A 24,901-nucleotide genomic window follows, 5' to 3' on the forward strand; every position below is an offset into this window, starting at 1 on the left:
CTAGTCCGCAGGCTTGATGACGTACCCGGCACCGCGGATGGTGTGGATCATGGGTGGGTGGTTAGCCTCGATCTTCTTCCGCAGATAGGAAATGTAGAGCTCCACAATGTTGGCCTGTCCACCAAAGTCGTAGTCCCACACGCGGTCCAGGATCTGGGCTTTGCTGATCACCCGTTTGGGATTTTCCATGAGGTAGCGGAGGAGCTCGAACTGCGTGGCGGTGAGCGGAATGTCCTCCCCGGCGCGCGTCACTTCCCTGGTGTCCACGTTGAGGGTGAGGTCTCCCACCACCAGCTCAGCGGTGTCCATGGCGGCAACGCCGGAGCGCTGGACCAGCCGGTGAAGCCGCAGGAGGACTTCCTCCATGCTGAAGGGCTTGGTCACGTAGTCATCGCCGCCGGCGGCCAGGCCAACGATCCTGTCCTGGACTGCATCCTTGGCAGTCAGGAACAAGGCTGGTACTTCCGGAGCGAAGGCGCGGACCCGGGTGAGCACTTCCACGCCGTCAAAGCCGGGAAGCATGACGTCCAGGACAAGGACGTCCGGCCGGAACTCTTTGGCCACCTTCACGGCCTCAGGTCCGTCGCCGGCCACCGCGACGGACCAGCCGGCCATGCGAAGGCCCATGCTCATCAGTTCGGCAAGGCTGGGTTCGTCGTCCACCACCAGGGCGCGGATGGGTGAACCGTCCGGGTGGGTGAGTTGGGGCAGGTTGTTGGTCATGGAGTGCGGGGAGGCCATGGCACAACTCTCCGTTCTGCTGGTTAGCCAACGCTATGCCGGTCCTGTGAGGACGCTGTGAAGTCAACATTAGCGAGGTGGGAGTCCATGGCGGGGATTTTTGGCCCTGAAGAAGCCCGGTCCGGATCTCCGATTGGACAACATATGTTTCAGATCGTGAGATTCCGCGGTGGGGTACTTCACGGGAAGTGTGATGGCCAGAGTGGGCAAATTCCCGAATAATCTTCACCAGAAGCGGTATTTGTATGGTTCGTGTCGAATGAAATGGCGTTCATTTTGAGGGGCGAGTGAATTGTGATTCGCGGCACAATAGACCTCCGTGTCTCAAAATGTGGACGGTTCTGAGCTTTGTTACTTGCGTGTTGCCATTGTTACGATGCACACTTCCAATGTGAACAAGAACTCAACAGCACCTGCAGCCGCAGCAATCTGGTCCAGCGCACCCGCTGGCGACGAGTCCCGCTGTTGTCGAATGCAAGCCTAACTTTCCACCCCAAAGAAGTTTCAGGCATTCGCCCCCTAGCCCAGCGTTGGGCGCCCATCCCCAAACTCATTGCGGGGACAACCAGCATTCGAAGCCGCGATGACGGCTATTCACTTTTGAGGTAAGCACTCCATGTCAGTTGCATCCGGATACGTCCACATCTCCGTCCGTAACGCCAACAAGGCCGCGTCAAACGCAGGGCTTCGTCCCGGTTTCGGCAACCGCCCCGGCTACGCCCCCGCTTCCCAAAGCGCGGGCCAGCAGGCCCCCGGTTACGTGCCCCAGGGATACAACCCCAACTCCTACGGCCAGTTGCGCGCCGTCCCCGCCGCCGAGCCGGCTCCCATGACGGCACCCACCCCCGTGGTTGCCCAGTCGGACAGGCTGCGTCCCGTAGCCAACGACAATGTGGCCCGCGGATTTGTGCTGTACATGGGGATTGACGAAGAAACCGCCGCAGCTGCAGGTACCTCCATCGCCAAGCTGGCACAGGAAATCCGCGCCTACGCCCAGTCCCTGGTGACTGGCGCTGAGAGCTACGCTGCCGTAGCGGTGGCCCCCGCCGGCGCACCCGGGTCCGCACTCGACGTCGTCCGCTCCACCTTCGGTGATCCCACCGTTGCCACCCGCCAGCGCCCGGAGCCCGTCCGCCCGGCGCCGCAGCAGGAATCCCGCCCCTCCGGTGTTTTGATCGACCTGGCCCGCCGCGAGGTGCACCTGGATGGCGAGTCGCTCAACCTGACCTTCAAGGAATTCGAACTCCTCAACTACCTTGTGGAGAACGGCACGCGCACCGTGGGCCGCGATGAACTCCTTGAGGGACTGTGGCGCAATGCCGAAGAAGTTCCCAACGAGCGGACCATCGACGTCCACATCCGCCGCCTCCGCTCCAAGCTGGGCCGCCTGGCCAACACCGTCCGCACCGTCCGTGGGCAGGGCTACCGGTTCTACGAACACCCCGAAGTGATTGTCTGGGCCGCTCCGGAATACTCCATCTAGCCTGAGGCTCCGAAGGCGGCGCCATTCCTCCGGACGGAGGGATGGCGCCGCCTTTTTTCGGCTATAGGGTTGGGTAATGAGTGATCATCACCTGAAGCGACTCGTGATCATGCGGCATGCCAAGGCCGACTGGCCGGTGGGTGTTCCGGATCATGAGCGCCCCTTGGAGGAACGTGGGCACCGCGAGGCGCCCTTGGCCGGTAAATGGTTGCTGGCCCATGGCGTGGTCCCGGATTTCATCTTGTGTTCGTCCGCCGTGCGCACCAGGCAGACCTGCACCTGGGTGTGCGATGAACTGGGCGAGAAAGCTCCCACCCCAAAGCTCGAAGATGGGCTGTACGCTGCCTCCGCACACCGGATGCTGAAGGTCATCAACCATGTGCCGGACACCGTCACAACTTTGATGATCATTTCCCACTTGCCCGGCGTCCAGGACCTGGCCATGCATCTGGCATCCAGGGATTCGGACCACGATGCCTACATGGACGCCGCCACCCGGTATCCCACCAGCGCCCTGACGGTCATGGAAACGGAAAAACCATGGGCTGAGCTTGATGGCCAAGACGCGCGGTTGACCCACTTTACGGTTCCACGCAGCTAGGTTCCACGCAGCCAGCGCCGGTTCAGATCTCCGGGAGTTGCCGGGCTGCCACGTCGCGAAGCAGGCCCACCACGTGCTGGATGTTGGGGCTCGCTGTCATGGTCTTCCGGAACACTACGCCCACGGAACGCTCCTGCACGGGGTTGACCACCGGTATGGCCACAACGCCCGGGGGCAAGGTTGGCCGCCCGAGCCTGGGCACCAGCGCGACGCACACGCCCTGCTCCACCATGGCGATGTGGGTTGAAAAGTCGGGGTCGTACACGCGGATGTCCGGCACCCTGCCCAGCCCTGCAAAGATCTGCAGGAGGGCCTCGTTGCAAATGGCCCCCGCGGGGGTGCTGATCCAGGTTTCGTCCAGCAGGTCAGCACGTTCGACGGCGGCCCGGCCCGCCAGGGGATGGCTGCTGTTGACCAGGACATCGGCGCGGTCGACGCAGAGGTCCTCATGAACGAGGTTGTCCGGGATAACCAGGGGCACTGAATTCCAGTTGTGGACCACGGCGAGCTCGGCGCCACCGGACGCAATCCGCTGCACCGCTTCACGGGGATCCTCCGCCAGGACGGTAACCCGCAGGGCAGACCCGGCTGCGGCCATGTGGCCCAAGGCCGGCCCCACCAGCCCACGGCATGCCGTGGAGAAGGCGGCCATGCGCAGCACGCCGGAGGGCGTGGAGGGATCGGCCAGGAGGGTTGCATGGAGCTCTTCAAGCTCGCCCATGATCCGGCGTCCGTACTCTGCCAAGGCCAGGCCACGTTCGGTGAGCAGCACCCCGCGTCCGTTGCGTTCCAGGACCGTCACGCCTGTTTGTTTCTCCAGCTTTTTGATCTGTTGTGAAACTGCCGACGGGCTGTACCCCATGACGTCGGAGGCAGCGATCACGGAACCATGCTGTTCCACGGCTACCAGTGCCCGCAGGGCCGTAATATCGATCATGAAGCAAATCTACGTGGTTCCATGGTGAAATCAACGCTGGTGCTTCATTCTGATCTGGTCCAAAGTGAAGGGGTGAACCTTCGACACTCCCTTCTCGCCGTTCTGGTGGCCGTCCTGTGGGGCGTCAACTTCGTCGCCATTGACCTTGGTCTCCACCCCGCAGGGCGTGAGGTGCCTCCGTTGCTGTTCGTGGCCATGCGCTTCCTCCTGGTGGTCTTCCCATGCATCTTCTTTATCCGCAAACCGGACGTGGGCTGGAAGGCGATTGCCGGCGTCGGGCTCTTCATGAGCGCAGGACAATTCGGGCTGCTGTACTTGGGCATGGCGTTGGGTATGCCGGCGGGGTTGGCGTCGCTGGTGCTGCAGGCGCAGGTCCTGTTCACCATCCTGCTGGCCTCGCGGGTGTTGGGGGAGAAGCCCAGTCCGCGCCAATTGGCCGGAGTTGTTGTGGGGGTAGCCGGGTTGGCAGTGGTGGCCATGGGGCGCAGCGCGGTTGCTCCCGTGCTCCCGTTGATGATTGTGCTGGCGGCTGCGTTGTCGTGGGCGATCGGCAATGTGGTGGCGCGGCATTCGAAAGCGGCTTCCGGCTTGGGCCTGGTGGTGTGGTCCGGCGCAGTGGTGCCGGTACCGTTGGCTGCGCTGTCCTTGGTGGTTGATGGGCCGGACGCCGTGTGGACAACCCTGGGGGACCTGCAACCCGCCACCATCCTGAGCGCCATCTATACAGCTGTGTTCGCGTCCCTGGTGGGGTATGGCATCTGGAACCGGTTGCTGGCCATTTACCCTGGGTCCGACGTCGTGCCGTTCACGCTTCTGGTCCCGGTGGTGGGCATGACGGCCGCGTGGCTGGTGCTCCACGAAGTTCCCACGCTGACGGAGATCGTGGGTGGACTCATCCTGCTCCTGGGCGTGGCCACAGCAGTGCTGGGTGTCAGCAGGAAACGCCCCGGAACCCCCGTTGTGAGGCCCGCTCTGCGGCTCTGAATGCTGCCAAAGCACGCAAAGCCGGCCCCGCAACGTTACTTGGGGGTGTCAGCGTCTCGCGGCGGGCTTGCGTTGGGCGGGCTTGCGTTGGGCGGGCTTGCGTTGGGCGGAAGCGTTCGACGCCGGTCGCTTGGCTGGTGCGCGCTTGGCAGGCTCAGGAGCGCGTGACTTCCAGGACGGCACCACGGCCCCCAGGAACATCACGGCCAACGTTCCCACACCGGAAGCAGCAGCCAAATAGAAGTAGGTGTCGGGGCTGCTGCTGCCGATCAGGCCCGCCAATGCCGAGGCTCCCGCGGACTCCGCATCCACTGCGCTGGCCCCCTGGGTGAAGGCAAGGCCCCACATCCGCAGGAACGCAATGCCGAAGCCGATAAACAGGCTTGTTCCCGCCGCGCCGAGCAACGCCACCAGGTATCTGCGGCGGTTGAAGACTTGCACTATGCACGCCAGGTAGCAGACCAACACGCTGCCCAGGAACAGGTAGAGGACCAGTTCCTCCAGCACCGCTGCGGCCAAAGCCAGCAAGCCCAACGACACAAAGGCCGCTACTATCGCGAGCTTCCCGCTGTTCCCCATGTGACGCATGAGGTTAATCATCCCCGACCAAGCGGCCACGCCACGCCGTCGTACATTGCAGTTGAATACCGTTGCGGGAGCAGGGTTACCTGATCACATATCCGTGCATGATGGTCATGACGGCGGCCACGCTCTGATCGCGGGTCCGCTCCGGATTGTATGTTTGCCGGTCCAGTCCCACCACAAAGATGGCGCCGAAGATTGCTGCTTCCAGGCTTCCCCTGGCTATGGACTCGTTCACCTTGTAGCCTGCCGCAACGCTCTCCACGGCGGACCCGATGACGGCCAGCAGCTCGGCCCTTAACTCGGCGAAGACTGCGCTCCATTCGCCCGGGGTTCGCCAGTTCTCGCTGACCCACAAGCGCGCAAAGGAGGGGTAGTCGTCCATGAACTCCATGGCCTGGCCCACCATGTTGGTCATGGACTCCAGGGGATCGTTGCTCTGCCCGCGAACGTCCTGCAATCGGACCAGCATGATGTCCACGCCGTGCCGCAGAAGTTGCGCGATCAGATCCGACTTGCTGCCGAAGTTGTAGTAGACCGTTCCCTTGGAAACACCTGCTGCGGCGGCGATCTCATCCACGGTCACACCTGCCGCGCCGCGCTCACCGATCAGCTCCATGGACGCCTCGAAGAGGCGCTGTTTGGTGGCGTTGGTCCGCTCGGGGCGGAGCTTCTTGTTGGTTCCAGCGGTTCCAGCGGTTCCTGCGGTTCCGGCAGCGCCGGAGGTGGCGGGCTCGGTGCTGCTCATACTGCGATCTCCGGCTTCAGGGTTTTGAGGGTCCACACCTTGTGCTTCCGAACGGCGAGCGTGGACAACGCCATTCCCAGCAAAGTGTATCCAAGCAGGCCCAGGACCGTAGGCCAGATCATGGACAACTCACCGCCGTAGATCAGGTGCCGCATGCCGGTCACCACGTAGCCCATGGGCAGCACCTGGTGCACCACGTGCAGGGGCATCGGCGTCGTCTGCCACGGGAACGTGCCGCCGGAGGAAACCAGCTGGAGGACCAGCAGGACCAACACCACAAACTTGCCCGGAGTGCCCAGCAGCGCCACGATGCCCTGGATGATCGCGCTGAACGCCATGACGGCAGCCAGCATGAAGAGCCACATGCCGATGGGGTGGGCAGGGTTCAGGCCAAGGCCCACGTCCACCACCACTGTGAGGATGGTGGCCTGGAGGACGGAGACCACGAAGAACGGCAGCCAGCCCCCAACGGCTATTTTCCAGGCGGCGGCGTTGGACGCCAAGGCCCGTTGGGTGATGGGCCGCATGGCCTGGACCAGCATGAAGACGCCGATCCACAGGGCCAGTGTAAGGAAGAACGGAGCCAGCCCTGCCCCGTAGGAGCCTGCCTTTGCCTGGGAAACGTTGTCCACGGCCACGGGATCGGCGATGACTTTGGAGACGCTGTTCTTCTGGTCGTCGTTCGGGTTGGGGATGTCGCCTGCCCCCTTGGCCAGTTCGGTGGCCAGGGTGTTGGAGCCATCGGCTGCGGTGACTGCGCCGCTGGCGAGCTGCCCGGCGCCGTCGTCGAGTTTGTGTGCGCCGTCGTCGAGCTTTACGGCACCGTCCACGGCGGACTGCTGACCTGCGGCAAGGGTTGATGCGCCGGTGCTGAGCTGGCCCGCCCCGGAGGCTGCCTTGGAGATCGCGTCAGTCAGTGTGGGAGTGGCGGCAGCCAGCTTGGAGGCGCCTGCGCTGACTGCAGCGGACCCATCGGAAAGTTGCTGGATCTTGGCGGCGTCTCCGGAGATCTTTGCCTTGGCATCAGTAACGGGACTGGAAGCAGCAGCCGCATCAAAGTCGGCCAGCACCTTGTCTGCCTGTTCCTGCGTCAGAACGCCTGCCGAGACCAAGCGTGCGTTGGACTCGACCACACGGTTCCGGAGGCCTTTGTCCGCTGCTTCAAGCTGCCCGACGACGTCCTGCACCTTGGCGTTCAGCTGGGCGTTTCCCGCGGCTACTTGAGCGGCGCCGTCGGCCAGTTTCTGGGAATCCGAAGGCAGCGTGGCGGTTTTGTTCTTGAGCTCGGTCAGGCCGGAGCTCAGTTGGCCCGCGCCCGTGTTGAGTTGAACGGCGCCGTCACGGAGCTGGGTTTGTCCAGCTACCAATTGGTCCGCTCCCGTGACCAGCTGGGAGGTTCCGTCGTGCAGGGTGACCGCGCCGTCCTTGAGCTTTCCCACTCCGGTGGCAAGCTCCGAGGCGCCGTCCGCAGCTTTCACTATGGAGGCGTGAATGGTGCCGAAACCCGTGAGGAGTTGGTTGGCGGTTTCTTCGCCCACTTCCTTGGCCACGGTGGAGTGCACGGCGGTGGTGAGCTTGTCCACGATGGTGCTCAGGAGGTAGTTGTTGGCATCGTTCGTGGTGACGTGGAGCATGGCCTGGTTGGCGGCATCAAAGCTGCCCGGGGACACCAGATTGGCGGAGAAATCCTTGGGGATGCGCAGGGCAAACGCGTACTCGCCCGACTTGACGCCCGCATCTGCAGCGTCGGCGCTGGAGACCTGCTTCCAGTTGAAGACGTGGCCCTCCTCCAGGCTGTCTGCCACCTTCTTGCCGGCCTGGAGTTCCGAGCCGTCCTTGGCGGTGGCGCCGGTGTCCTCTACCACCAGGGCAGCGTCGATCTGGTTCAGGTTCCCGTACGGATCCCAGTTGGCGTACAGGTACACGGCGCCGTACAACAACGGAACCATGGTCAGGGCCAGGATGGTCAGCTTGGGCAGGAGCCCGCCGGTCATGCGCTTGAGTTCGGAGCGGGCAAGCCGCAGAACAGTCACTTTGCGATCCTTTGGACGGTGGTGGTTTGAGGGTCCGGGGTTTCCGTCAACGCGGTATCCGGCGTCAACGCGGTATCCGGCGCGGCAGGGGCCGCGTGCTTGGGATGGGGTTCCGCTGCTTCGGGATTGGGCGCCGGTTCCGGTTCAGGCTGCTTCGGCACTGCGTTGCCGATCACTGCGGAGGGGCCGGTCCAGTTGTCCGGGAGGGCGCCAACTACGGCGACGACGGCGAGCGGCCGCCCGGCGTCGGACGCCAATGCCTCAAGGCGGGGCAGCCACGCGGCGGGATCGGCGCTGTGGCGATCGGGCGAGTCCACCACCAGGAGGTCGGTGGCCGGATTTGCCAAGGCGAGCGCAGTCAGGAGTTCAAGGCGACGGTGCGGAGCAAGCTGCTCGATCCAGAGGCCGGCGATGTCCTCGAAGCTGTTGACCTTCAGCCACGGCTTGCTGAGCAGTGCGCCACGGTAGCGGCGTGGGATGAGGGAGAGGTCCTCGGTGACAAGGTCGCGGACGCTGAGGTGTTGCTCGGGTTCGTTGACGTTGGGGGAGTCCACCAAGGCGCTGGCGAGCCGGACCTTCTTGGTCTTGGTGGCATCGTCCCAGCTCAGGATTCCGTTGCTGGGCTTCATCCGGCCGCTGAGTGCCAGGGCCAGGGCGGTCCGCTGGTCCTGCCCTTCTCCGGCGACGAGCATGAGTTCGCCACGGCGAACCTGAAGGGAGGTTGCCGGGAGGAGATCGTCCCTGCGGCCGTTGATCTGAAGTTGCTGTACGGACAGCACAATGAAGCCTTTCGCAGAACTGGTGTCTGCGAAAAGTCTAACTGAACTGACTGGTCAGTTCAAATAGAATTCTAGAGCCCGTACTTTTCGAGCAGCCGCAGCCACACCTCACTGATGGTGGGGTAGGAGGGGACCGCGTGCCACAACCTGCCCAGTGGCACCTCTCCAACAATGGCAATGGTGGCGGAATGCAGCAGCTCAGCAACTCCGGGCCCGGCAAAGGTTACTCCCAGCAGAACTTTCCGGTCCTCGTCCACCACCATCTGGGCCCACCCCTTGTAATCGGGGGAATGGAGTTGGGCGCCGGAGACGTTGATGGGGATCTCCACGCCGGTGGCGTTCTTTCCCTGAAGCAGGGCCTGCTCCAGGTTCAACCCCACTGAGGCAACTTCCGGATCCGTGAACACGACGCTGGGCACCGCATGCTGGTTTGCTGTCTGTGCGTAGGGGCTCCACGGCTGGGGAGCGCCATTGAGGGTGCCGTTGGCTCGGGCCACGATCGCATCCCCTGTGGCCCGGGCCTCGTATTTTCCTTGGTGCGTGAGGAGGACCTTGCCCGCGGCATCACCAGCTGCGTACAGCCAAGCACCGGCGTCTGCGGCCGTACCTTCCACCAGACCGCTGGCATCGGTGGTCAGGCGGAGCGGCTTGCTGTTCGGCGCTTCGATACCCACGCTTTCCAAGCCAAGGCCGGCCACTGCGGGGTGCCGTCCGGACGCGACCAGGAGTTGATCGGCCTTGAGTTCCTTGCCGTTGAGCCACACTGTCAGTGAGCCGTCGTCGTTCTTCTCCACTTTTTGCACGTCGGTGTGAAGGTGCACATCAATGCCGTCTGCGCGGAGGCCGGCCAAGACCAGGTTGGCGGCTTCCTCGGGGTAACTGCTCAGCAGGCGGCCCCGGGCCACCACTGCCACGTCCGAGCCCAGCCGGGCAAAAGCCTGCGCCAACTCGACGCCGGCAACGCCGCCGCCCAGGACCACGAAGCGCCGGGGAACCTCCTTGGCGGACGTTGCTTCCCTGGTGGTCCAGAACGGAACATCCTGAAGGCCGTCGATGTCCGGGATTGACGGAGTTGATCCAGTAGCCACCACCACTGCATGGCGCGCCGTGAGGGTATGGCCGGCGCCGTCCAGGCCGTCTACCTGCACCTCGCGCGGACCCGTGATGCGGGCGCGGCCGCGAACCAACTCAATACCCGCACTGTCCAACCACTCAACCTGGCCGTTGTCCTGCCAATTATTGGTGAACCAATCCCGATGTTTGAGCGCCGCGTGCGCGTCAACGGTTCCAGTGACGGCCTCGCTTGCCCCGGGTATTCCCTGGGCTGCGTGAAGGACACTGCCGGGACGCAACAGTGCTTTGGATGGCATGCATGCCCAGTATGAGCACTCGCCGCCCACTAACTCGCTCTCCACAATCACCGCCGTCAGGCCGCCGCGAACCACACGGTCCGCCACGTTTTCACCTACGGCACCTGCGCCGATCACAATGACGTCAAATTCACGGGAGCTCTCGGCAGTCATGGGGAAAGCCTACAACTGCTGCCCCCTGCGTTGTGAGGCCCGTTTTGCGGGGTGGGCGTGGGTTTTGGGGCGCAAAGCAGGCCTCGCAACGGGTGGCTCGTCTCTCGAGTCCGGCGCAGGCGAAAATTTGCTGGATCATCGCTCACCTGATCCATGGCGGCCCGTGAAAAAACAGGGTTTTCACCATGGCACGGCTCCGATGATCCAGCAGAATCTCGCCACCGCACGTGCTTACGCGTGCATCGCGCCCTTGAACCAGCCCGTGATGCTGGCCGGGTGGGTGATCGCGGTACCAACAACCACGGCAAAGGCACCCGCGTCGAGGGCTTGGCGGGCGTGGGCGGGGGTGTGGATCCGTCCCTCAGCGATGAGCGGCTTACCCAAGCCTGCAGAAGCGATCTGTTCCAAGAGCGCAAAGTCCGGGCCGTCTGTCTTAAGGCGCTCGCCGGTGTAGCCGGACAACGTGGTGCCGATCAGGTCTGCGCCTGCCTCCACGGCTGCCACGGCGTCATCTAACGATCCGCAATCCGCCATGACCAGGGCGTGCGATTCCGCGTGGATGCCGGCAACAGTGGCGGCCAAGGACAGCCCATCCGGACGCTCCCGGCGCGTTCCATCGATCGCCACAACATGAGCCCCGGCGTTCGCCACAGCAAGTGCATGACGCAACGTCGGGGTGATGAAGACGCCGTCGTGGCCGTCTTTCCAAAGTCCAATGACAGGAACCTCGACGGCGGCACGGGTGAACTGCACGTCGGCCAAGCCTTGGACGCGGATCGCCGCAGCGCCCCCGATGACCGCAGAGGCGGCCACCTGGCCCGTGGTGCGGGGATCGCGCATGGGCTCGCCGGGGTAGGCCTGGCAGGAGACGATGAGCTGGGAACGGAGGGCTTCGAGGCCTTCGGGGGTCAGGATCATGGGTGTGTTCCTTAAGGGAGAACGAGTTTCGCGGCACCAACAATGGCGGCCGTATTGCCAAGGGTTGCCCGGACCACGGGTACAGAAGCCAGCGGGGACAACAGTTCTTTGCGTAGCGCCGTCTCCATGGGGGTCCACCACAGCTCGCCGGCATCAGCCAGGCCACCGGAGATCACCACAGTTCCGGGGTCCAGGATGTTGATGAGCCCACCCACGGCCTGGCCAGCGGCGGCAGCACCGACGTCAATGGCGCGCAAGGCGGCGGTGCGGTCACCAGCGGAGGCACCGCCAGCACCGCCGTCGTGAGCGCTTGAAGAGGCCAGTCCAAACAGGCCCCGCGTGTCCGAAGCCTCACTGGTAGAACCGCCAAACCGCAGGTACGTCTCATAAATCGCGGGCCCTGAGGCTATGGCCTCGACGTGCCCGGCCGAACCGCACACACACGGCAGCGGAACACCATCTGAGTAAGCATAAGGCGAAGCGAAGTGCCCCACATGCCCGCCCACAAAGCGGTGCCCCAGAACAGGCGAACCATCCAGCACAAAACTGCCCCCCACACCGGTCCCGAACGCCACCATGAGTGAACTTGAGGAACCGGCAGCGGCGCCAAGCCAAGATTCGCCGAGGGCGTGGGCGTGGACATCGTTGACGGCGCGCACAGAGGTGGCTGGAAGCGATAGACGGGATGAAAGACCAGAAACGAGCTCAGTCCCGGCCCAGCCATGAATCGCGTCGGTCGCAGACACGACGGTCCCGGAAGAGGCATCGATGACTCCGGCGGAGCCGATGCCGACGCCGGAAACTGACATTCCGGCGTCGGCAGCGCGCTCCACCAAGCCCGTGATCAGCGCTGCGGTGGCGTCGAGGATCGCTTCGCCGCCATCCCGGTTCAATGTCGGAATGGTCTCCGACATCAACACTTCGCCTGAAGGGGCGACAACCCCGGCGGCGGTTTTGGTGCCGCCGAGGTCAACGCCGATCACGTGGGTCGCTTGGGCTACGGGAGCGGTCACGATTGCTTAGACCAGCCCGTTCCGCTCCAGAATTTCGCGGATCGCGGCAGTCTCGGAGTCATTCAAAGACAGCATCGGCGAGCTCATGGTGTTCGACTCGATGACGCCCATCACCTGCAGCGCGGTCTTGAACGCACCCAGCCCAGCGGCGCCGCCGGAGACGCGGCCGTTGGGGGTGTAGACGATCTCGAAGACGTCGGCCAGGCGATCCTGCTCGCGGGCCGCGAGAGCCCAGTCGCCGGCCTGCGCGGCGTCGAACAGGCGACGGTAGCCGGCCGGGTCAACGTTGCCGAGGCCCGGGACGACGCCCTGCGCGCCGCCCAGGAGCGCACCGTCCACCACAACCTCGTGACCGGTGAAGATGTCGAAGTTGGGGATTTCCTTGGCGGCGAGGATCAGTTGGCGGAAGGAGACATCGTCGCCGGAGGAGTCCTTGACACCGGCAATGACGCCGTCGCGGCCGAGGCGGACCAGAAGATCCGTGGGCAGTTTGAAGTGGGTGCGGACCGGGACGTCGTAGGCGAAGATCGGCTTCTCGATAGCTGCGTGGATGCTGCGGAAATGGGTCTCCGTTTCCGCTGCGTTGCCGATCGCGTAGTACATGGAGGTAACCACGATCGCGTCAGCGCCAAGGTCTACCACCTTGCGGGCTTCCTCAATGACGCGCGTGGTGGTCTGCTCGTTGGCGCCCACGATCAGCGGAACTGCTCCAGCGTTGGCGTCGGCGATGGTGGAGACCACCAGCTCACGCTCGTCGTTGGTCAGGTAGGGGACTTCGCCGGAGGAGCCCAGGACGAAAAGGCCGGACACGCCGCCGTCGATCAGGTGCTTGGTGACGTTCTTCAGCGACGCGGTGTCGATGCTGCCGTTGGCGTGGCGGGGGGTGATGACCGGGGGGATGACGCCCTGGAATTGAGTGGACACAGAATTCTCCGTTGTTTGTAGCTTGTGAAGGGAAAAACTAGATATGAAGCAGGCTTGGCGCGGCGCCCAGCAGCTTCTTGGTGTAGTCGTTGCTCGGGTTGTCGAAGACCTGCGCGGCTGAGCCTTGTTCGACGATCTTGCCGAAGTACATGACGCAGATACGGTCCGAGACGTAGCGGACGGTCTGGATGTCGTGCGAGATGAACACCATGCCCAGGTTCAGCTGCGTCTTCAGGTCGGAGAGCAGGTTCAGGACCTGCGCACGGACGGAAACGTCCAGCGCCGACGTCGGCTCGTCCGCCACGATGATGTCCGGGTCCAAGGCCAGGGCTCGGGCGATCGCCACGCGCTGGCGCTGGCCGCCGGAAACCTGCGACGGCGTCACTTCGGCTGCCGAGTGCGGCAAGCCAACCAGCGCCAACAGTTCCTTGACCTTGGCAGCGCGCGTTGATGCGTTGCCGATGCCGTGAATCTGCAATGGATCGGTGAGGATGTCCTGGATGGTCATGCGCGGGTTCAGTGCTGTTGCCGGGTCCTGGAAGACCACGGAGACGGAGCGGCCGAACTGCTTGCGCATGGCCGCGTTCCGCTTGATGGCCGGCTTTCCGTGGAACAAAACCTTGCCCGACGTCGGCGGCTGGAGTCCCACGAGCACTGAAGCAAGCGTGGACTTGCCGCAGCCGGACTCACCCACGATGCCTACGGTTTCGCCGCGGCTGATGGTGAAGTCCACGCCGTCAACAGCTTTGACGATGTTTGGACGGAACAGGCCACCGGTCCGTGCGTGGTGGTAGACCTTGACGTCCTGGAGCTCAATGACCGGTTTGCCGGTTGATTCACTCATTTCGCGTCCTCCTTCACATGGCTCGCCCAGTAGTGGTCGGCATCGCCGCCGTTGATCGAGTCAACGGAAGAAACCGCGGTGAGGACCAGTTTCTGGTGGGGATCGGCGTCGGGTCGCAGTGAGCGGGCCGCGAAGCGGTCGCCCGTGGCGAAGTCCCGCGGGGACGGGACCGTGCCGGGGATCTGGTGGAGGCGCACGGCGTCGGCCTCAATGGAGAGGACTGCGCCGAGCAAACCGCGGGTGTACTCGTGCTTGGGGTTCTGCAGAAGCTCGGAAGCCTGTGCGGTTTCCACCACCTGGCCGGCGTACATCACCGTGATGCGGTGGGCCAGCGAGGCGACCAACGCGAGGTCGTGGCTGACGAACACCATGGCGAAGCCGAGTTGTTCGCGCAGTTCGTTGAGCAGGTCCACAACCTGTTTCTGGACCGTGACGTCCAGGGCGGTGGTGGGCTCATCGGCCACAACAATCTTGGGTGAACGGGAGAGGGCCATGGCGATCAGCACGCGTTGGCGCTGGCCGCCGGAGAGCTCATGCGGGTAGCTGGCGAGGGTCCGGACGGGATCCAGTTTCACCATTTCCAGGAGCTCGGCAGGAGTTTTGCGCCCACCGCGTTTGGTGAGTTGTTCCAGCTGGTCCTTGATCTTCATGGACGGATTCAGGGAGCTCAACGCGTCCTGGTAGACCATGGCGATCTGTTCGCCCCGGAGGCCCTCATAGGCCTTCGGGTTGCTGTGCATGGTGGCGGAGTCCAGGAGTTCCTTGCCATCGAACTTGATGGAGCCGGTGACCTGGGCGGTCTTGGGCAGCAGCCCCATCACGGCCAGGGAAGTGATGGACTTGCCACAACCGGATTCGCCCACCAGGCCCATGGTTTCGCCCTCGCGGACGGTGAAGGAGACGTTGTCCACAATCGCGATGTCGCCGAAACGGCCCGGGAACCGGATGGAGAGGTTCTTCACCTCGAGCACGTTTCGCGCTTCGGGAGAAACCTGCGGGAGGCGGTCGGTGCGCTTCGCTTCGATTGCTGCCAGGAGTTCCAATTCGCGGTCCAGGAGGAGGTGCGGGTTGGTGGCGGCGAGCTTCACGTCGGTGAGCACGGCTGAGGAGCCGGCCCCGGAAGTGACGCCGTCAGCGGAAGCCGCCATGACGCCGTCGAGCTCGTGTGCCTCAACCACGGAGGGCTGGGCAACGGAGGTGGCAACCTCGGCATCGACGGCAACGGCTGCGGAGGATCCGTCGTCGTCCTTTACTACAGGTGCCCGGCGGAGCTTCGGATTGACCATGGCGTCGGTGAGGCCCTCGGCCAGGATGTTTAGGGAGAGCACGGTCAGCAGGATGGTGAGGCCGGCGAAGGTAGTGGCCCACCAGCCGCCGGACAGGACCAGGTTGCGGCCGTAGGAGATCACGTTGCCCCAGGAAGGAGCGGGGTCCTGTACGCCGGCGCCCAGGAAGGACAGCGAGGCTTCGAGGATGATGGCGTCGGCCACCATGACCGTGGCGAAGACCAGCACGGGGGCGGCGGTGTTGCGGACGATGTGCTTGACCAGGATGTAGAAGCGGCCGGCTCCGATCACGCGCTCGGCGCGGACGTAGTCTTCGCCGTACTGTGCCAGCACGTTGGCACGGACCACGCGGGCCAGCTGGGGGGTGTAAATGATGGCGATCGCGATGATGATGGTGGGCACCGAGTTACCGAACGCTGCCAACAGCACGGCTGCGAGGGCGATGCCGGGGAATGCCATGAGGATGTCCATGAGCCGCATGATGATCTCGTTCACGGACTTGCTGGAGGTGGCCGCGAACGAACCGAGGAGCGCTCCGGCCAAGATGGCCAAGGCAACCGCGCCCAGGCCGATCATCAGCGAGGACTGTGCGCCAAACAGGAGCCGGGAGAAAATGTCACGGCCCAGACGATCGGTTCCGAAGAAGTGTTCGGCGCCCGGCGGGGTGGCCGGGATAAAGGTCTCCAAGGGATCGTGCGGGGCAATGACCGGCGCGAAGATGGCCGCCAGGACAATCATGATGAGGAAGAGCAGGGCGATGCGGGAGCCCCAGGGCAGGGCCTTGAAACGAATGCCCGGGGCACTTAGCCGTTCTGCGAGCTTGCTGCGCATGAGCTATACCGTCCTGATTCGGGGGTTGATGAGCAGGTAGAGGAGGTCCACCACGATGTTCACCAGAACAAAGGTGACCGAGATGGTGAGCACCACGCCCTGGACCAGGTTGACGTCCAGGTTGGTGATGCCGTTGAGGATCAGTTGGCCCATGCCGGGCAGGGCGAAAATCATTTCAATCACGACGGCGCCGCCCAGCAAGTAGCCGACGCGAAGTCCCAGCACGGTCACCGGGGTGACGAGCGCGTTGCGGAGGACGTTCTTGGAGACCACCTCGCGGTAGGGGACACCGTTGCCGATGGCGGTGCGGACGTAGTCGCGGTCCAGTTCTTCAACCATCGAGGTGCGGACCACGCGGATCAGGGACGCTGAGACCGGGATGCCGAGGGCGAGTGCCGGGAGGGCCATCGAGTTGAGCCAACCGCCAAAGCCGGATTCCGGCGTCGCAATTCCGCCCGAGGGGAACATCGGGTTCTCACCGAGGGCGAACCACTGGATGAGCAGGATGCCGAGCCAGAATGACGGCGTAGCAATCGCGGCGATGGAGAAGACGCGGACCAGCTGGTCCTGCCATTTGTCGCGGTACAGGGCGCCCATGATGCCGAAGGCCAGGGAGAGCACGATCGCAATGAGGACGCCAAGGAAGGTGAGTTGAAGGGTCAGGGGAAACGCCGAGGCGATCATGGACGCCACCGACTTGGCCGGTGGTGTGGTGACGCCGAGGTCGAACTGCAGGAGCTTGCCGAGGAATCGGAAGTACTGCAGGACCAGGGGGTCGTTCAGGCCATTGTCCTGGCGGTACTGCTGCTTGGCTTCTTCGCTGGCGCCATCGCCGAGGGCGGAGCTTGCCTGATCGCCGGGAGCGGCCTGCAGGACGAGGAAGACGAGCAACGTAATGCCCAGGATCATCAATGGCAATGCTGCAAGTCTGCGGCCTAGCAAACGCAATATGGTGACCAATGTGTTCTCCGGTTGGTTGGATGCTGCTGGTTGCGGGGCCCGCTCTGCGGGCTATTTGGGGGATTTAGGCCGCAGAGCGGGCCCCACAACGTGAAGGGGGCTTTAGGCAGTTCGTCCGACGTCGACGAATGACAAGCCGGTGGTGGGCAGTGGCTGGAAGCCGTTGAGCTTCTTCTCATCCCAGGCGCTGGGGAGTTGGCGGTGGAAGACTGGATACAGGGGTACCTCTTCAGAGACCATGTCCACGATTTCGCCCACGATCTTCTTGGCGTCGTCACCCGAGGCCTGTGAGCCCTTGTTCATGAGTTCCTGCAGCTTGGTGCGCTCAGGAGTGGTCCAGAAGGCGCGCTTGTCCATCCAGGTTGCACCCGAGTAGAACCAGCTCAGGAGCAGGTCTGCATCGTTGCCGAAGACGGAGGGATCGCCGGGTGCTGCCACCACGGAGTAATCGCCCTTGCCCACACGGTCGCTGTACAAAGCGCCGGACTGGAGGCTCTTCACGGTGACCTTGACGCCAGGGATCTTGTTCCAGGATTCGAGGATCAGTGGTGCAACGTCCTTGACCCAGGCGGTGTCCGTTGTCAGGAGTTCGAACTCGAGGTTGGTGACGCCGGCCTGCTTCAGGAGTTCCTCGGCCTTGGACGTGTCAAAGCCATAGACATTCTTGGCCTTGACGTAGTCCGGGTGGCCTTCCTGGAAGTAGGAGCTGGCGGCCTTGGCGTTGCCGAACAGCGCCTTCTTGATGATGGCGTCCTTGTCCAGGCCGTAGTGCAGGGCTTGGCGCACCAGCTTGTTGTCAAAGGGGGCTTTGGCGCAGTTGAACATGAGGAACAGCAGGCCGAAGGACTGGACCGACTCCACCTTGACCTTGGACTTCAAACCGTCCACGTCCAGGTAAGGAACGTCTTCGATCGCCTGGACGCGTCCCGACTGCACGGCCGTGACACGGGCGGCGGCGTCGGAGAGCAACAGCCAGTTCATGCCCTTGGCCAGTGCAGGCTTGGGGCCGTTGTAATCAGCGAAGGCCTCGAAAACGATCTTGTCGTCCTTGACAGCAGAGACGAGCTTGTAGGGGCCGGAGCCCACGGGCTTCGCGTCGAAGGCCTTCAAATCGGTGGCCAGTGCCTTGGGCACAACCTTGACTACCGAGATGCGGGGGCCGAACCCGGGGAAGGCGTACTTAAGGGTGAACTCCACGGTCTTGGCATCCAGCGGCTTGACGTCCTGGATGAAGGGGATGAACTGGGAGAACAGGGACTTGTTGGCGGGGTCCATCACGCGGGTGAAGGAGTAGGCAACATCCTCGGTAGTGACGGGGGAACCGTCATGGAACTTGGCGCCATCGCGGATGGTCACCTGGTAGGTGGTGTCGTTGACCTTCTTGGGGTCCGTGGCTGCCAAGGCGTTGTACGGCTGACGCGTGGCGGGGTGCAGTTCGATGAGGCCTTCGAAGATGTGCAGGTTGGCGGCCATCGGGGTGGCGCCGGAGGAGCTCAGCGGGTCAAAACCCGTGGAAAGGGCGTAGGAGATGCCGGCCTCGATGATGAGGTCCTTGTTGACCGCGGCCGTGTTGGTGGTTGTCCCCGTGGTGGTGCTGGCAGCGCCGCCGCACGCAGAAAGGGTTGCCGTGAAGGCGGCTGCTGCACCAACTGCGCCGCTCAGCTTCAGGAAGTTCCGGCGGCTGGCGTCATTGACCAGCGGCAGGCTGTGGATCGTCTTGCTCATAGGGTGCCTCACCATTCGCGTTTCGTGGGTTATCGGATGTAGGACGTCCGATGCTCGTATGGAAACTGTAAGGGCGGTCACAAGAGAACGTCAAGTGAGTGATTGCCGGCTGCGGCCGGTGCGGAAGGGAATTCTCAGAGGAATTCGGCGGCACAGCTATCAGGGAGGTGGGACATCCGATATTGTATGCTGCGAGTAACTCATTCTGCGGTGGGCACTAAGCTCGCCTCAATATTAACACCGCACCGCCTTCTTGCAGGGTGGCGCATTGGCTAGGAGAGCGCCATGACAACTTCCGGTGTAGTTCCGCAAGCGCGGTTCAGTGCACAGGCCCGGCTGCGTGCCTTGCAGTCGGACATTATGGAATTGATCCTCGAGCGCGAACTTGAGGCCGGCGATCCGTTGCCCACGGAGAGCGAGCTGTCCGTCGCCCTGGGCGTCGGCCGCAACACCCTGCGTGAATCCCTCAAAGTCCTCCAGGCCCTGGGCGTGATCGAGATCCGTCACGGATTCGGGATGTTCGTGGCTCCCAGCAACTTCGACGCTCTGGCTGACGGCCTGACTTTCCGGGGTCGGCTGTCCCTGCGCCATCAGGGACTGGAGGCGCTGCAACTGGTTGATGTTCGCCAGGCACTGGAGTCGGGCCTCATCGGATCCTCCATGGACGTCATGACCAAAGAGCAGCTTGCCTCCATTGAAGAGGCCGTGAAGCAGATGGAGGACTTGGCTGCTGCCGGGGAGAACTTCGTTGCCGCCGACGCTGAGTTTCATCGCCGGCTGTTCGAGCCGCTCAACAATGAACTCCTGATCAATTTGATGGGCGTCTTCTGGAAGGTCTACCGGAAGATCCACGTGGAAATCGGAGCAGGCAACGAGGACCTGGTGAAGACTGCTGCCATGCACCGCAGCATCTATACGGCAGTAGCAACAGGAAACCGTGCCGCGGCGTCTGAACTGCTCAACCGGCACTTTGACGGCATCCGTCGGCGCATCAGCGAAGCTGTGGGCGACTAGCGGACGTAACCGCAAGGGCCGCCGTCGTACTTTCTTTTGGGAGTACGACGGCGGCCCTTGCTGTTTCTGCCGCCCGTCACCGAACGGGGCCGCATGTGTGCGCGTTCTGACGCTCCATGACCCGCTGATCTTCTACCTGGATGGGGGGGGGCTCAGGGAAAACAAAAGACCCGCACCGGCGAACCGATGCGGGTCTTGATTTGTGCGCCCAAAGGGATTCGAACCCCTGACCTTCTGTTCCGTAGACAGACGCTCTATCCAGCTGAGCTATGGGCGCATTTCGTGTGATTCTCGGCGGTCTGTTTCTCTGACCCCCTCGAACCTCAATAAACTGTACAGAAGTTCATGTGAAGTTCCAAATCGATCGGGTGTTATCTAGGCAACTAGACCGGTCTACGTGACCTTAGTCACTTAAATCGCCCCTTTCGCGCTCCCGCCCCTTGATTTCCCGCGGATTTCACTTTCCAGTCCCGCGAATGTCCGATGTCTGACAACGGATTGGTCTGGTCCGCTCCCCCTATCGTTTAGGACACACCACTGAACCCGAGGAAGGGAACCGCAATGGGCGATCTGGCGCGACTGCCGCTGCTTGAGAAGGCACCTACTACCCATGCACGCCTGCTGGCCTGGGTTGAGGAAGTTGCCGAGCTGACCCAACCGGACCGCATCCACTGGGTGGACGGCAGCGAAGCAGAGAACACGAGGCTCACTGACGAGCTCGTAGAGGCCGGCACACTCAAGCGCCTCAACCCGGAAACGTTCCCGAACTCCTTCGCAGCGTTCTCCGATCCGGCCGACGTAGCCCGTGTGGAAGAGCAGACCTTCATCTGCTCCGAGAACGAGCGCGACGCAGGCTTTACCAACAACTGGATGGCTCCGGCCGAGATGAAGCAGAAACTGCGCGGCCTGTTCGCCGGTTCAATGCGCGGCCGCACCATGTACGTCATCCCGTTCGTCATGGGCCACCTCGACGCCGAGGACCCCAAGTTCGGCGTCGAGATCACCGACTCCGCCTATGTCGTGGCTTCCATGCGGATCATGGCCCGCATCGGTACGGACGTTCTGGACCGCATTACCCAGACGGACGCCTTCTTTGTCCCCGCACTCCATTCACTGGGCGCGCCGTTGGAAGCCGGCCAGGAAGACGTTGCCTGGCCGTGCAACCCGGACAAGTGGATTGTCCACTTCCCGGAAGAGCGCTCCATCTGGTCCTTTGGATCCGGCTACGGCGGAAACGCCCTGCTGGGGAAGAAGTGCTACGCCCTGCGCATCGCCTCGGTCATGGCGCGCGACGAAGGCTGGCTCGCCGAGCACATGCTCATCCTGAAGCTGACCTCCCCGGAGCAGAAGACCTACTACGTCTCCGCTGCTTTCCCGTCTGCCTGTGGCAAGACCAACCTCGCCCTGCTGGACCCCACCATCGAGGGCTGGAAGGTGGAGACCCTCGGCGACGACATCACGTGGATGCGCTTCGGAAAAGAAGGCGAACTCCGCGCCGTCAACCCCGAGGCCGGCCTGTTCGGCGTAGCACCGGGCACGGGCTGGGGCACCAACCCCAACGCCATGCGCGCCATCGCCAAGGGCAACAGCATCTTCACCAACATTGCGCTGACTGATGATGGTGGCGTGTGGTGGGAAGGGATGACCGAAGATACTCCGGCTCACCTGACCGACTGGCGCGGCCAGTCCTGGACCCCGGACTCCGACGCTCCCGCAGCGCACCCGAACTCCCGCTTCTGCACGCCGATCGACCAGATCGACATGCTGGCCGAAGAGTACTTCAGCCCGGAGGGTGTTGAACTGTCCGCGATCCTGTTCGGTGGCCGCCGCAAGACCACCATCCCGCTGGTCACCGAGGCCCGCAACTGGTCCAACGGCATCTTCATGGGCGCCACGCTGTCTTCGGAGACCACGGCTGCTGCCGCGGGTGCCGTTGGTGTGGTCCGCCGCGACCCCATGGCCATGCTGCCCTTCATCGGTTACGACGCAGGTGACTACCTGAACCACTGGGTGAACCTGTCCGCCAAGGCCAACTCACTTGGTCAGAACCGCCTGCCCAAGATCTTCCTGGTCAACTGGTTCCGTCGTACCGCTGACGGTGGCTTTGCCTGGCCTGGTTTCGGTGACAACGCACGTGTGCTCAAGTGGGCAATCGAGCGTTTGGAAGGCAAGGCTGACGCTGTGGAGACCCCGATCGGTTTTGTCCCGACCGGTGAATCCATCGACCTCGAAGGCTTGGACATGACCCCGGCTGACGTCGAAGCGGCTGTCCGCGTGGATGCCGACGAGTGGGCCACCGAGCTGGCATCCATCGAAGAGTGGTTCGCCAACTTCGGTGGATCGCTCCCGGCGGCCCTGCAATCCGAACTGGACGGCCTCAAAACCCGTCTGGGCTAGACCTCTTAGGAACAACGGCGTTCTTAAGTGCACGACGACGGCCCGTCACCTTTCCATGAAAGGTGACGGGCCGCCGTCGTTTAAGTGCCGCCGTCGTTTAAGTCAGTTGGCGGCCGTTGCTGCGATGCTCCGGGCCAGGTTCGTCTGAACGGAGCCTTACGCCTGCGCAGCAACCTTTCGGATTTCCGGGCGGAGGCCGATCGACTGGAACACGGGGTTCATCTGCCGAGCGTGGGGGAGCGTGGAGATCACCACGCTGTCCAACTCGCTGTAGAACGCTTCCCTGGCGCGGTTCATGGCATGACGCAGCCCGCACTCCGTGATCAGGGGGCAGTTGCGGGTTGGCGATTGGCATTCGGCAGGATCCTGCCTGCTGTCCAGTTGCCTCAGGACGTAGCCGACAGTGGCCCGACGGCCGGCTTCATTCAGGCGGGATCCACCCAGCCTGCCGCGCTCCACATCTATCAGGCCCAGTGACCGGAGGCGGACCATCGCTTTGCTGACGTGGTTGTATGGAGTGCCTACCGCGTCCGACACGGCCTGGGTTGTCAGAAGGGTTCCCTCGGGCGCCGCAGCCAACACCATGATGGCGCGGAGGCTCACATCGGCGAAGGCGTTGATTTTCACGGGGTCACCCTGGGTAGTCGGTCTAGTCCACCCAGATGGATGGTTCGTTGGTGTCCGGCTCCATGGGTGAGAACTCGAAGCCCTCCGGTGCCGGTGCGTAAGGAATGATGGCAGCGAGCACGCCGCCTTCCTTGTGCTCGGCTGCGCCGTAAATGCCATCGGAATCGTGCTCCGGGAGCATGACGTCGCTGACCACGGCTACTGCGCGGAACTCATCGCGGCCTTGGCGAAGCAAGTGATGGATGTCCTCCAACATCTGCCCTGCATCAACATCGCCATCCTCGTCGGGTTCCCCGGGGGCGATCATCACAATCCGGAGTTCGCCGTCGTCTGACATGGTGACGCCGAACGGATAGAACCCGCCGTTTTGCTGGAGGTGTTCCTGCGCGGTACCCAGTGCCGTGCCCAGCGTCTCGCGAAGCTCCTGGTCCTGGACGGACTCAGTGGATTGGTGGCTCACCCGGTCCTCCTTAGGCCCGGACCAGTGCCAGGACGCGGTCACGGATCTTTTCCATGGTGGCGTGGTCCGTGGCTTCAGCGTTCAGGCGAAGGAATGGTTCAGTGTTTGAAGGGCGGAGGTTGAACCACCAGCTGCCATCGTTGGCAGTGAAGGTGGAGCCGTCCATGTGGTCGATGCTGATGTCTTCGTCCTGGAAGTCAACGCGCACGCGTTCCACGGCACCGGCCTTGTCCTCGATCTCGGAGTTGATCTCTCCGGAGGAAACGTAGGGCTCGTACTGGCGGCCGAGTTCGGACAGCGGACCATCCTGCTCGCCCAAGGCCGCGAGGACGTGCATCGCGGCGAGCATGCCGGTGTCCGCATTCCAGAAATCACGGAAGTAGAAGTGCGCTGAGTGTTCCCCGCCGAAGACGGCGCCTTCTTCGGCCATGACGGCCTTGATGAAGGAGTGGCCCACCCTGGTACGGACCGCACGGCCACCATCGTGTGCCACCAACTCGGGTACTGCCTTGGAGGTCAGCAGATTGTGGATGATGACCGGGGTCTGCTCGCCGGCGGCCTGGGCGCGGGCGATCTCCCGGCGGGCCACCATGCCGGTGATCGCGGACGGGGACACGGGCTGGCCCTTCTCATCAATCACGAAGCAGCGGTCAGCGTCGCCGTCGAACGCCAATCCGATGTCCGCGCCGTGCTTTACCACTGCGGCTTGAAGATCACGGAGGTTCTCCGGCTCAAGCGGGTTGGCCGGGTGGTTCGGGAACGAGCCATCGAGCTCGAAGTACAGCGGCACAATATCGAACGGCAGGCCCGGAAGGATCTTGTCTCCCAGAACCGCGGGAGTGGTCAGGCCGGCCATGCCGTTGCCGGCATCCACCACAACCTTCAACGGACGGGACCCGGAGAGGTCCACGAGGCTGCGCAGGTACTCCGCGTAGTCCTTCAAGACGTCGTGCACGCCGATTTCGCCACGGGTTGCTGCAGCGGGAATGATCCCGGTATTCAAATACTCTTCGGCGAGGGCCTGGATCTCCTTGAGACCGGACTCGGAGGAGATGGGCTGGGCGCCGGCCTTGGCCATCTTGATGCCGTTGTACTCGGCCGGGTTGTGGCTGGCGGTAAAGGTGGCCCCGGCAGCGTTCAGCGCGCCGCAGGCGTAGTACAGCTCATCAGTGGAAATCAGGTCCAGCAGCTGCACGTTGGCCCCACGCGTTGCCGCTCCATTGGCGAACGCCTGGCTGAACTCCGGCGAGGACGGGCGCATGTCGCCGCCCACAAGCACGGTTTCGCCCTCAAGCCCGAGGACATCAACAAAGGCAGCGCCCACGGCTTCGACGATCTCGGCCGTAATGGAATCGCCCACGATGCCCCGGACGTCGTACGCCTTGAAGGACGCCGAAAGGTCAAAGGTCTTGCTCTGCTCGCTAGTCACGCGCTCAATCCTACTGTGACACCGCAATTCGGCATGAATGCGGGCCCGGACCTGTGGACAGC

Annotated in this window: 22 protein-coding genes and 1 tRNA gene; 5 read left to right on the forward strand and 18 right to left on the reverse strand. The window is 63.4% G+C overall.

Annotation, left to right across the window (positions count from 1 at the left end):
• Window positions 1-741 carry a response regulator transcription factor gene (locus JOE60_RS03475; RefSeq protein ID WP_167265037.1) on the reverse strand — a complete coding sequence of 247 codons (741 nt, stop codon included), beginning with the start codon at window positions 739-741 and terminating at the stop codon, window positions 1-3.
• Window positions 742-1,357: 616 nt separating this feature from the next.
• On the opposite strand from JOE60_RS03475, the gene JOE60_RS03480 reads away from it, so the two are divergent.
• Both JOE60_RS03480 and JOE60_RS03485 read left to right on the forward strand, forming a co-directional pair.
• The gene (locus JOE60_RS03480) at window positions 1,358-2,224 is read left to right on the forward strand and encodes a winged helix-turn-helix domain-containing protein (protein ID WP_167265036.1); all 867 of its coding nucleotides are present in this window, start codon (window positions 1,358-1,360) and stop codon (window positions 2,222-2,224) included.
• Between the two features lie 76 nt (window positions 2,225-2,300).
• Window positions 2,301-2,825, forward strand: a complete 525-nt coding sequence (locus JOE60_RS03485) for a SixA phosphatase family protein (RefSeq protein ID WP_167265035.1) — start codon at window positions 2,301-2,303, stop codon at window positions 2,823-2,825.
• Between the two features lie 22 nt (window positions 2,826-2,847).
• Here the strand turns inward: JOE60_RS03485 and JOE60_RS03490 are convergent, their stop codons facing one another.
• Window positions 2,848-3,762 (reverse strand): LysR family transcriptional regulator, encoded by a 915-nt coding sequence (locus JOE60_RS03490; protein WP_167265034.1) that lies wholly within the window; start codon window positions 3,760-3,762, stop codon window positions 2,848-2,850.
• A 72-nt stretch (window positions 3,763-3,834) separates the two neighbouring features.
• Between JOE60_RS03490 and JOE60_RS03495 the strand changes: the two genes are divergently transcribed.
• Window positions 3,835-4,746 carry an EamA family transporter gene (locus tag JOE60_RS03495; RefSeq protein WP_204814824.1) on the forward strand — a complete coding sequence of 304 codons (912 nt, stop codon included), beginning with the start codon at window positions 3,835-3,837 and terminating at the stop codon, window positions 4,744-4,746.
• 48 nt (window positions 4,747-4,794) lie between these two features.
• Here JOE60_RS03495 and JOE60_RS03500 read toward each other — a convergent pair whose 3' ends face one another.
• From JOE60_RS03500 to JOE60_RS03555, 12 genes are all read right to left on the reverse strand, one after another.
• Entirely contained in the window at window positions 4,795-5,325 is a 531-nt protein-coding gene (locus JOE60_RS03500) for a hypothetical protein (protein ID WP_239528804.1), read from the reverse strand.
• An 85-nt stretch (window positions 5,326-5,410) separates the two neighbouring features.
• The gene (locus tag JOE60_RS03505) at window positions 5,411-6,076 is read right to left on the reverse strand and encodes a TetR/AcrR family transcriptional regulator (protein WP_167265032.1); all 666 of its coding nucleotides are present in this window, start codon (window positions 6,074-6,076) and stop codon (window positions 5,411-5,413) included.
• Window positions 6,073-8,109: a YhgE/Pip family protein gene (locus JOE60_RS03510; protein WP_167265031.1), complete on the reverse strand. Its 2,037-nt coding sequence runs from the start codon at window positions 8,107-8,109 to the stop codon at window positions 6,073-6,075. Before JOE60_RS03510 ends, JOE60_RS03505 begins: the two co-directional genes overlap by 4 nt.
• The gene (locus JOE60_RS03515; protein WP_167265030.1) at window positions 8,106-8,888 is read right to left on the reverse strand and encodes a P-loop NTPase family protein; all 783 of its coding nucleotides are present in this window, start codon (window positions 8,886-8,888) and stop codon (window positions 8,106-8,108) included. The genes JOE60_RS03510 and JOE60_RS03515 overlap by 4 nt, the downstream gene beginning before the upstream one ends.
• Before the next feature lie 71 nt (window positions 8,889-8,959).
• Window positions 8,960-10,411, reverse strand: coding sequence for a dihydrolipoyl dehydrogenase family protein (locus tag JOE60_RS03520; RefSeq protein WP_167265029.1), 1,452 nt, complete (start codon window positions 10,409-10,411; stop codon window positions 8,960-8,962).
• A gap of 231 nt (window positions 10,412-10,642) precedes the next feature.
• On the reverse strand, window positions 10,643-11,329 hold the full coding sequence (locus JOE60_RS03525; RefSeq protein ID WP_167265028.1) for an N-acetylmannosamine-6-phosphate 2-epimerase: 687 nt from the start codon (window positions 11,327-11,329) through the stop codon (window positions 10,643-10,645).
• Between the two features lie 11 nt (window positions 11,330-11,340).
• A complete protein-coding gene (locus JOE60_RS03530) occupies window positions 11,341-12,342 on the reverse strand; it encodes an ROK family protein (RefSeq protein WP_167265027.1) in 1,002 nt (333 codons plus the stop codon).
• Window positions 12,343-12,348: 6 nt separating this feature from the next.
• The gene (locus JOE60_RS03535) at window positions 12,349-13,266 is read right to left on the reverse strand and encodes a dihydrodipicolinate synthase family protein (protein WP_167265026.1); all 918 of its coding nucleotides are present in this window, start codon (window positions 13,264-13,266) and stop codon (window positions 12,349-12,351) included.
• Window positions 13,267-13,303: 37 nt separating this feature from the next.
• Entirely contained in the window at window positions 13,304-14,110 is an 807-nt protein-coding gene (locus JOE60_RS03540; RefSeq protein WP_167265025.1) for an ABC transporter ATP-binding protein, read from the reverse strand.
• The gene (locus tag JOE60_RS03545; RefSeq protein ID WP_167265024.1) at window positions 14,107-16,227 is read right to left on the reverse strand and encodes a dipeptide/oligopeptide/nickel ABC transporter permease/ATP-binding protein; all 2,121 of its coding nucleotides are present in this window, start codon (window positions 16,225-16,227) and stop codon (window positions 14,107-14,109) included. Before JOE60_RS03545 ends, JOE60_RS03540 begins: the two co-directional genes overlap by 4 nt.
• Before the next feature lie 3 nt (window positions 16,228-16,230).
• On the reverse strand, window positions 16,231-17,187 hold the full coding sequence (locus JOE60_RS03550) for an ABC transporter permease (protein WP_165450133.1): 957 nt from the start codon (window positions 17,185-17,187) through the stop codon (window positions 16,231-16,233).
• A 102-nt stretch (window positions 17,188-17,289) separates the two neighbouring features.
• Complete coding sequence (locus JOE60_RS03555) at window positions 17,290-18,912, reverse strand: ABC transporter substrate-binding protein (protein ID WP_420851372.1); 1,623 nt, start codon at window positions 18,910-18,912, stop codon at window positions 17,290-17,292.
• Between the two features lie 285 nt (window positions 18,913-19,197).
• Here JOE60_RS03555 and JOE60_RS03560 point away from each other — a divergent pair, with 285 nt between their 5' ends.
• Complete coding sequence (locus JOE60_RS03560) at window positions 19,198-19,926, forward strand: FadR/GntR family transcriptional regulator (protein ID WP_167265022.1); 729 nt, start codon at window positions 19,198-19,200, stop codon at window positions 19,924-19,926.
• 203 nt (window positions 19,927-20,129) lie between these two features.
• Here JOE60_RS03560 and JOE60_RS03565 read toward each other — a convergent pair.
• Window positions 20,130-20,203 (reverse strand) — tRNA-Arg (locus tag JOE60_RS03565).
• Window positions 20,204-20,487: 284 nt separating this feature from the next.
• Between JOE60_RS03565 and JOE60_RS03570 the strand changes: the two genes are divergently transcribed.
• A complete protein-coding gene (locus tag JOE60_RS03570) occupies window positions 20,488-22,323 on the forward strand; it encodes a phosphoenolpyruvate carboxykinase (GTP) (RefSeq protein ID WP_167265021.1) in 1,836 nt (611 codons plus the stop codon).
• A 156-nt stretch (window positions 22,324-22,479) separates the two neighbouring features.
• On the opposite strand, the gene JOE60_RS03575 is transcribed toward JOE60_RS03570, so the two are convergent.
• From JOE60_RS03575 to JOE60_RS03585, 3 genes are read right to left on the reverse strand one after another with little or no spacing between them, the layout of a single operon-like run.
• Window positions 22,480-22,950, reverse strand: coding sequence for an Rrf2 family transcriptional regulator (locus tag JOE60_RS03575; RefSeq protein ID WP_167265020.1), 471 nt, complete (start codon window positions 22,948-22,950; stop codon window positions 22,480-22,482).
• 22 nt (window positions 22,951-22,972) lie between these two features.
• Complete coding sequence (locus tag JOE60_RS03580; RefSeq protein ID WP_167265019.1) at window positions 22,973-23,410, reverse strand: hypothetical protein; 438 nt, start codon at window positions 23,408-23,410, stop codon at window positions 22,973-22,975.
• 10 nt (window positions 23,411-23,420) lie between these two features.
• Complete coding sequence (locus JOE60_RS03585) at window positions 23,421-24,839, reverse strand: phosphomannomutase/phosphoglucomutase (RefSeq protein WP_167265018.1); 1,419 nt, start codon at window positions 24,837-24,839, stop codon at window positions 23,421-23,423.
• Window positions 24,840-24,901: the final 62 nt, after the last annotated feature.

Source organism: Paenarthrobacter ilicis, assembly GCF_016907545.1.
GTDB lineage: Bacteria > Actinomycetota > Actinomycetes > Actinomycetales > Micrococcaceae > Arthrobacter > Arthrobacter ilicis.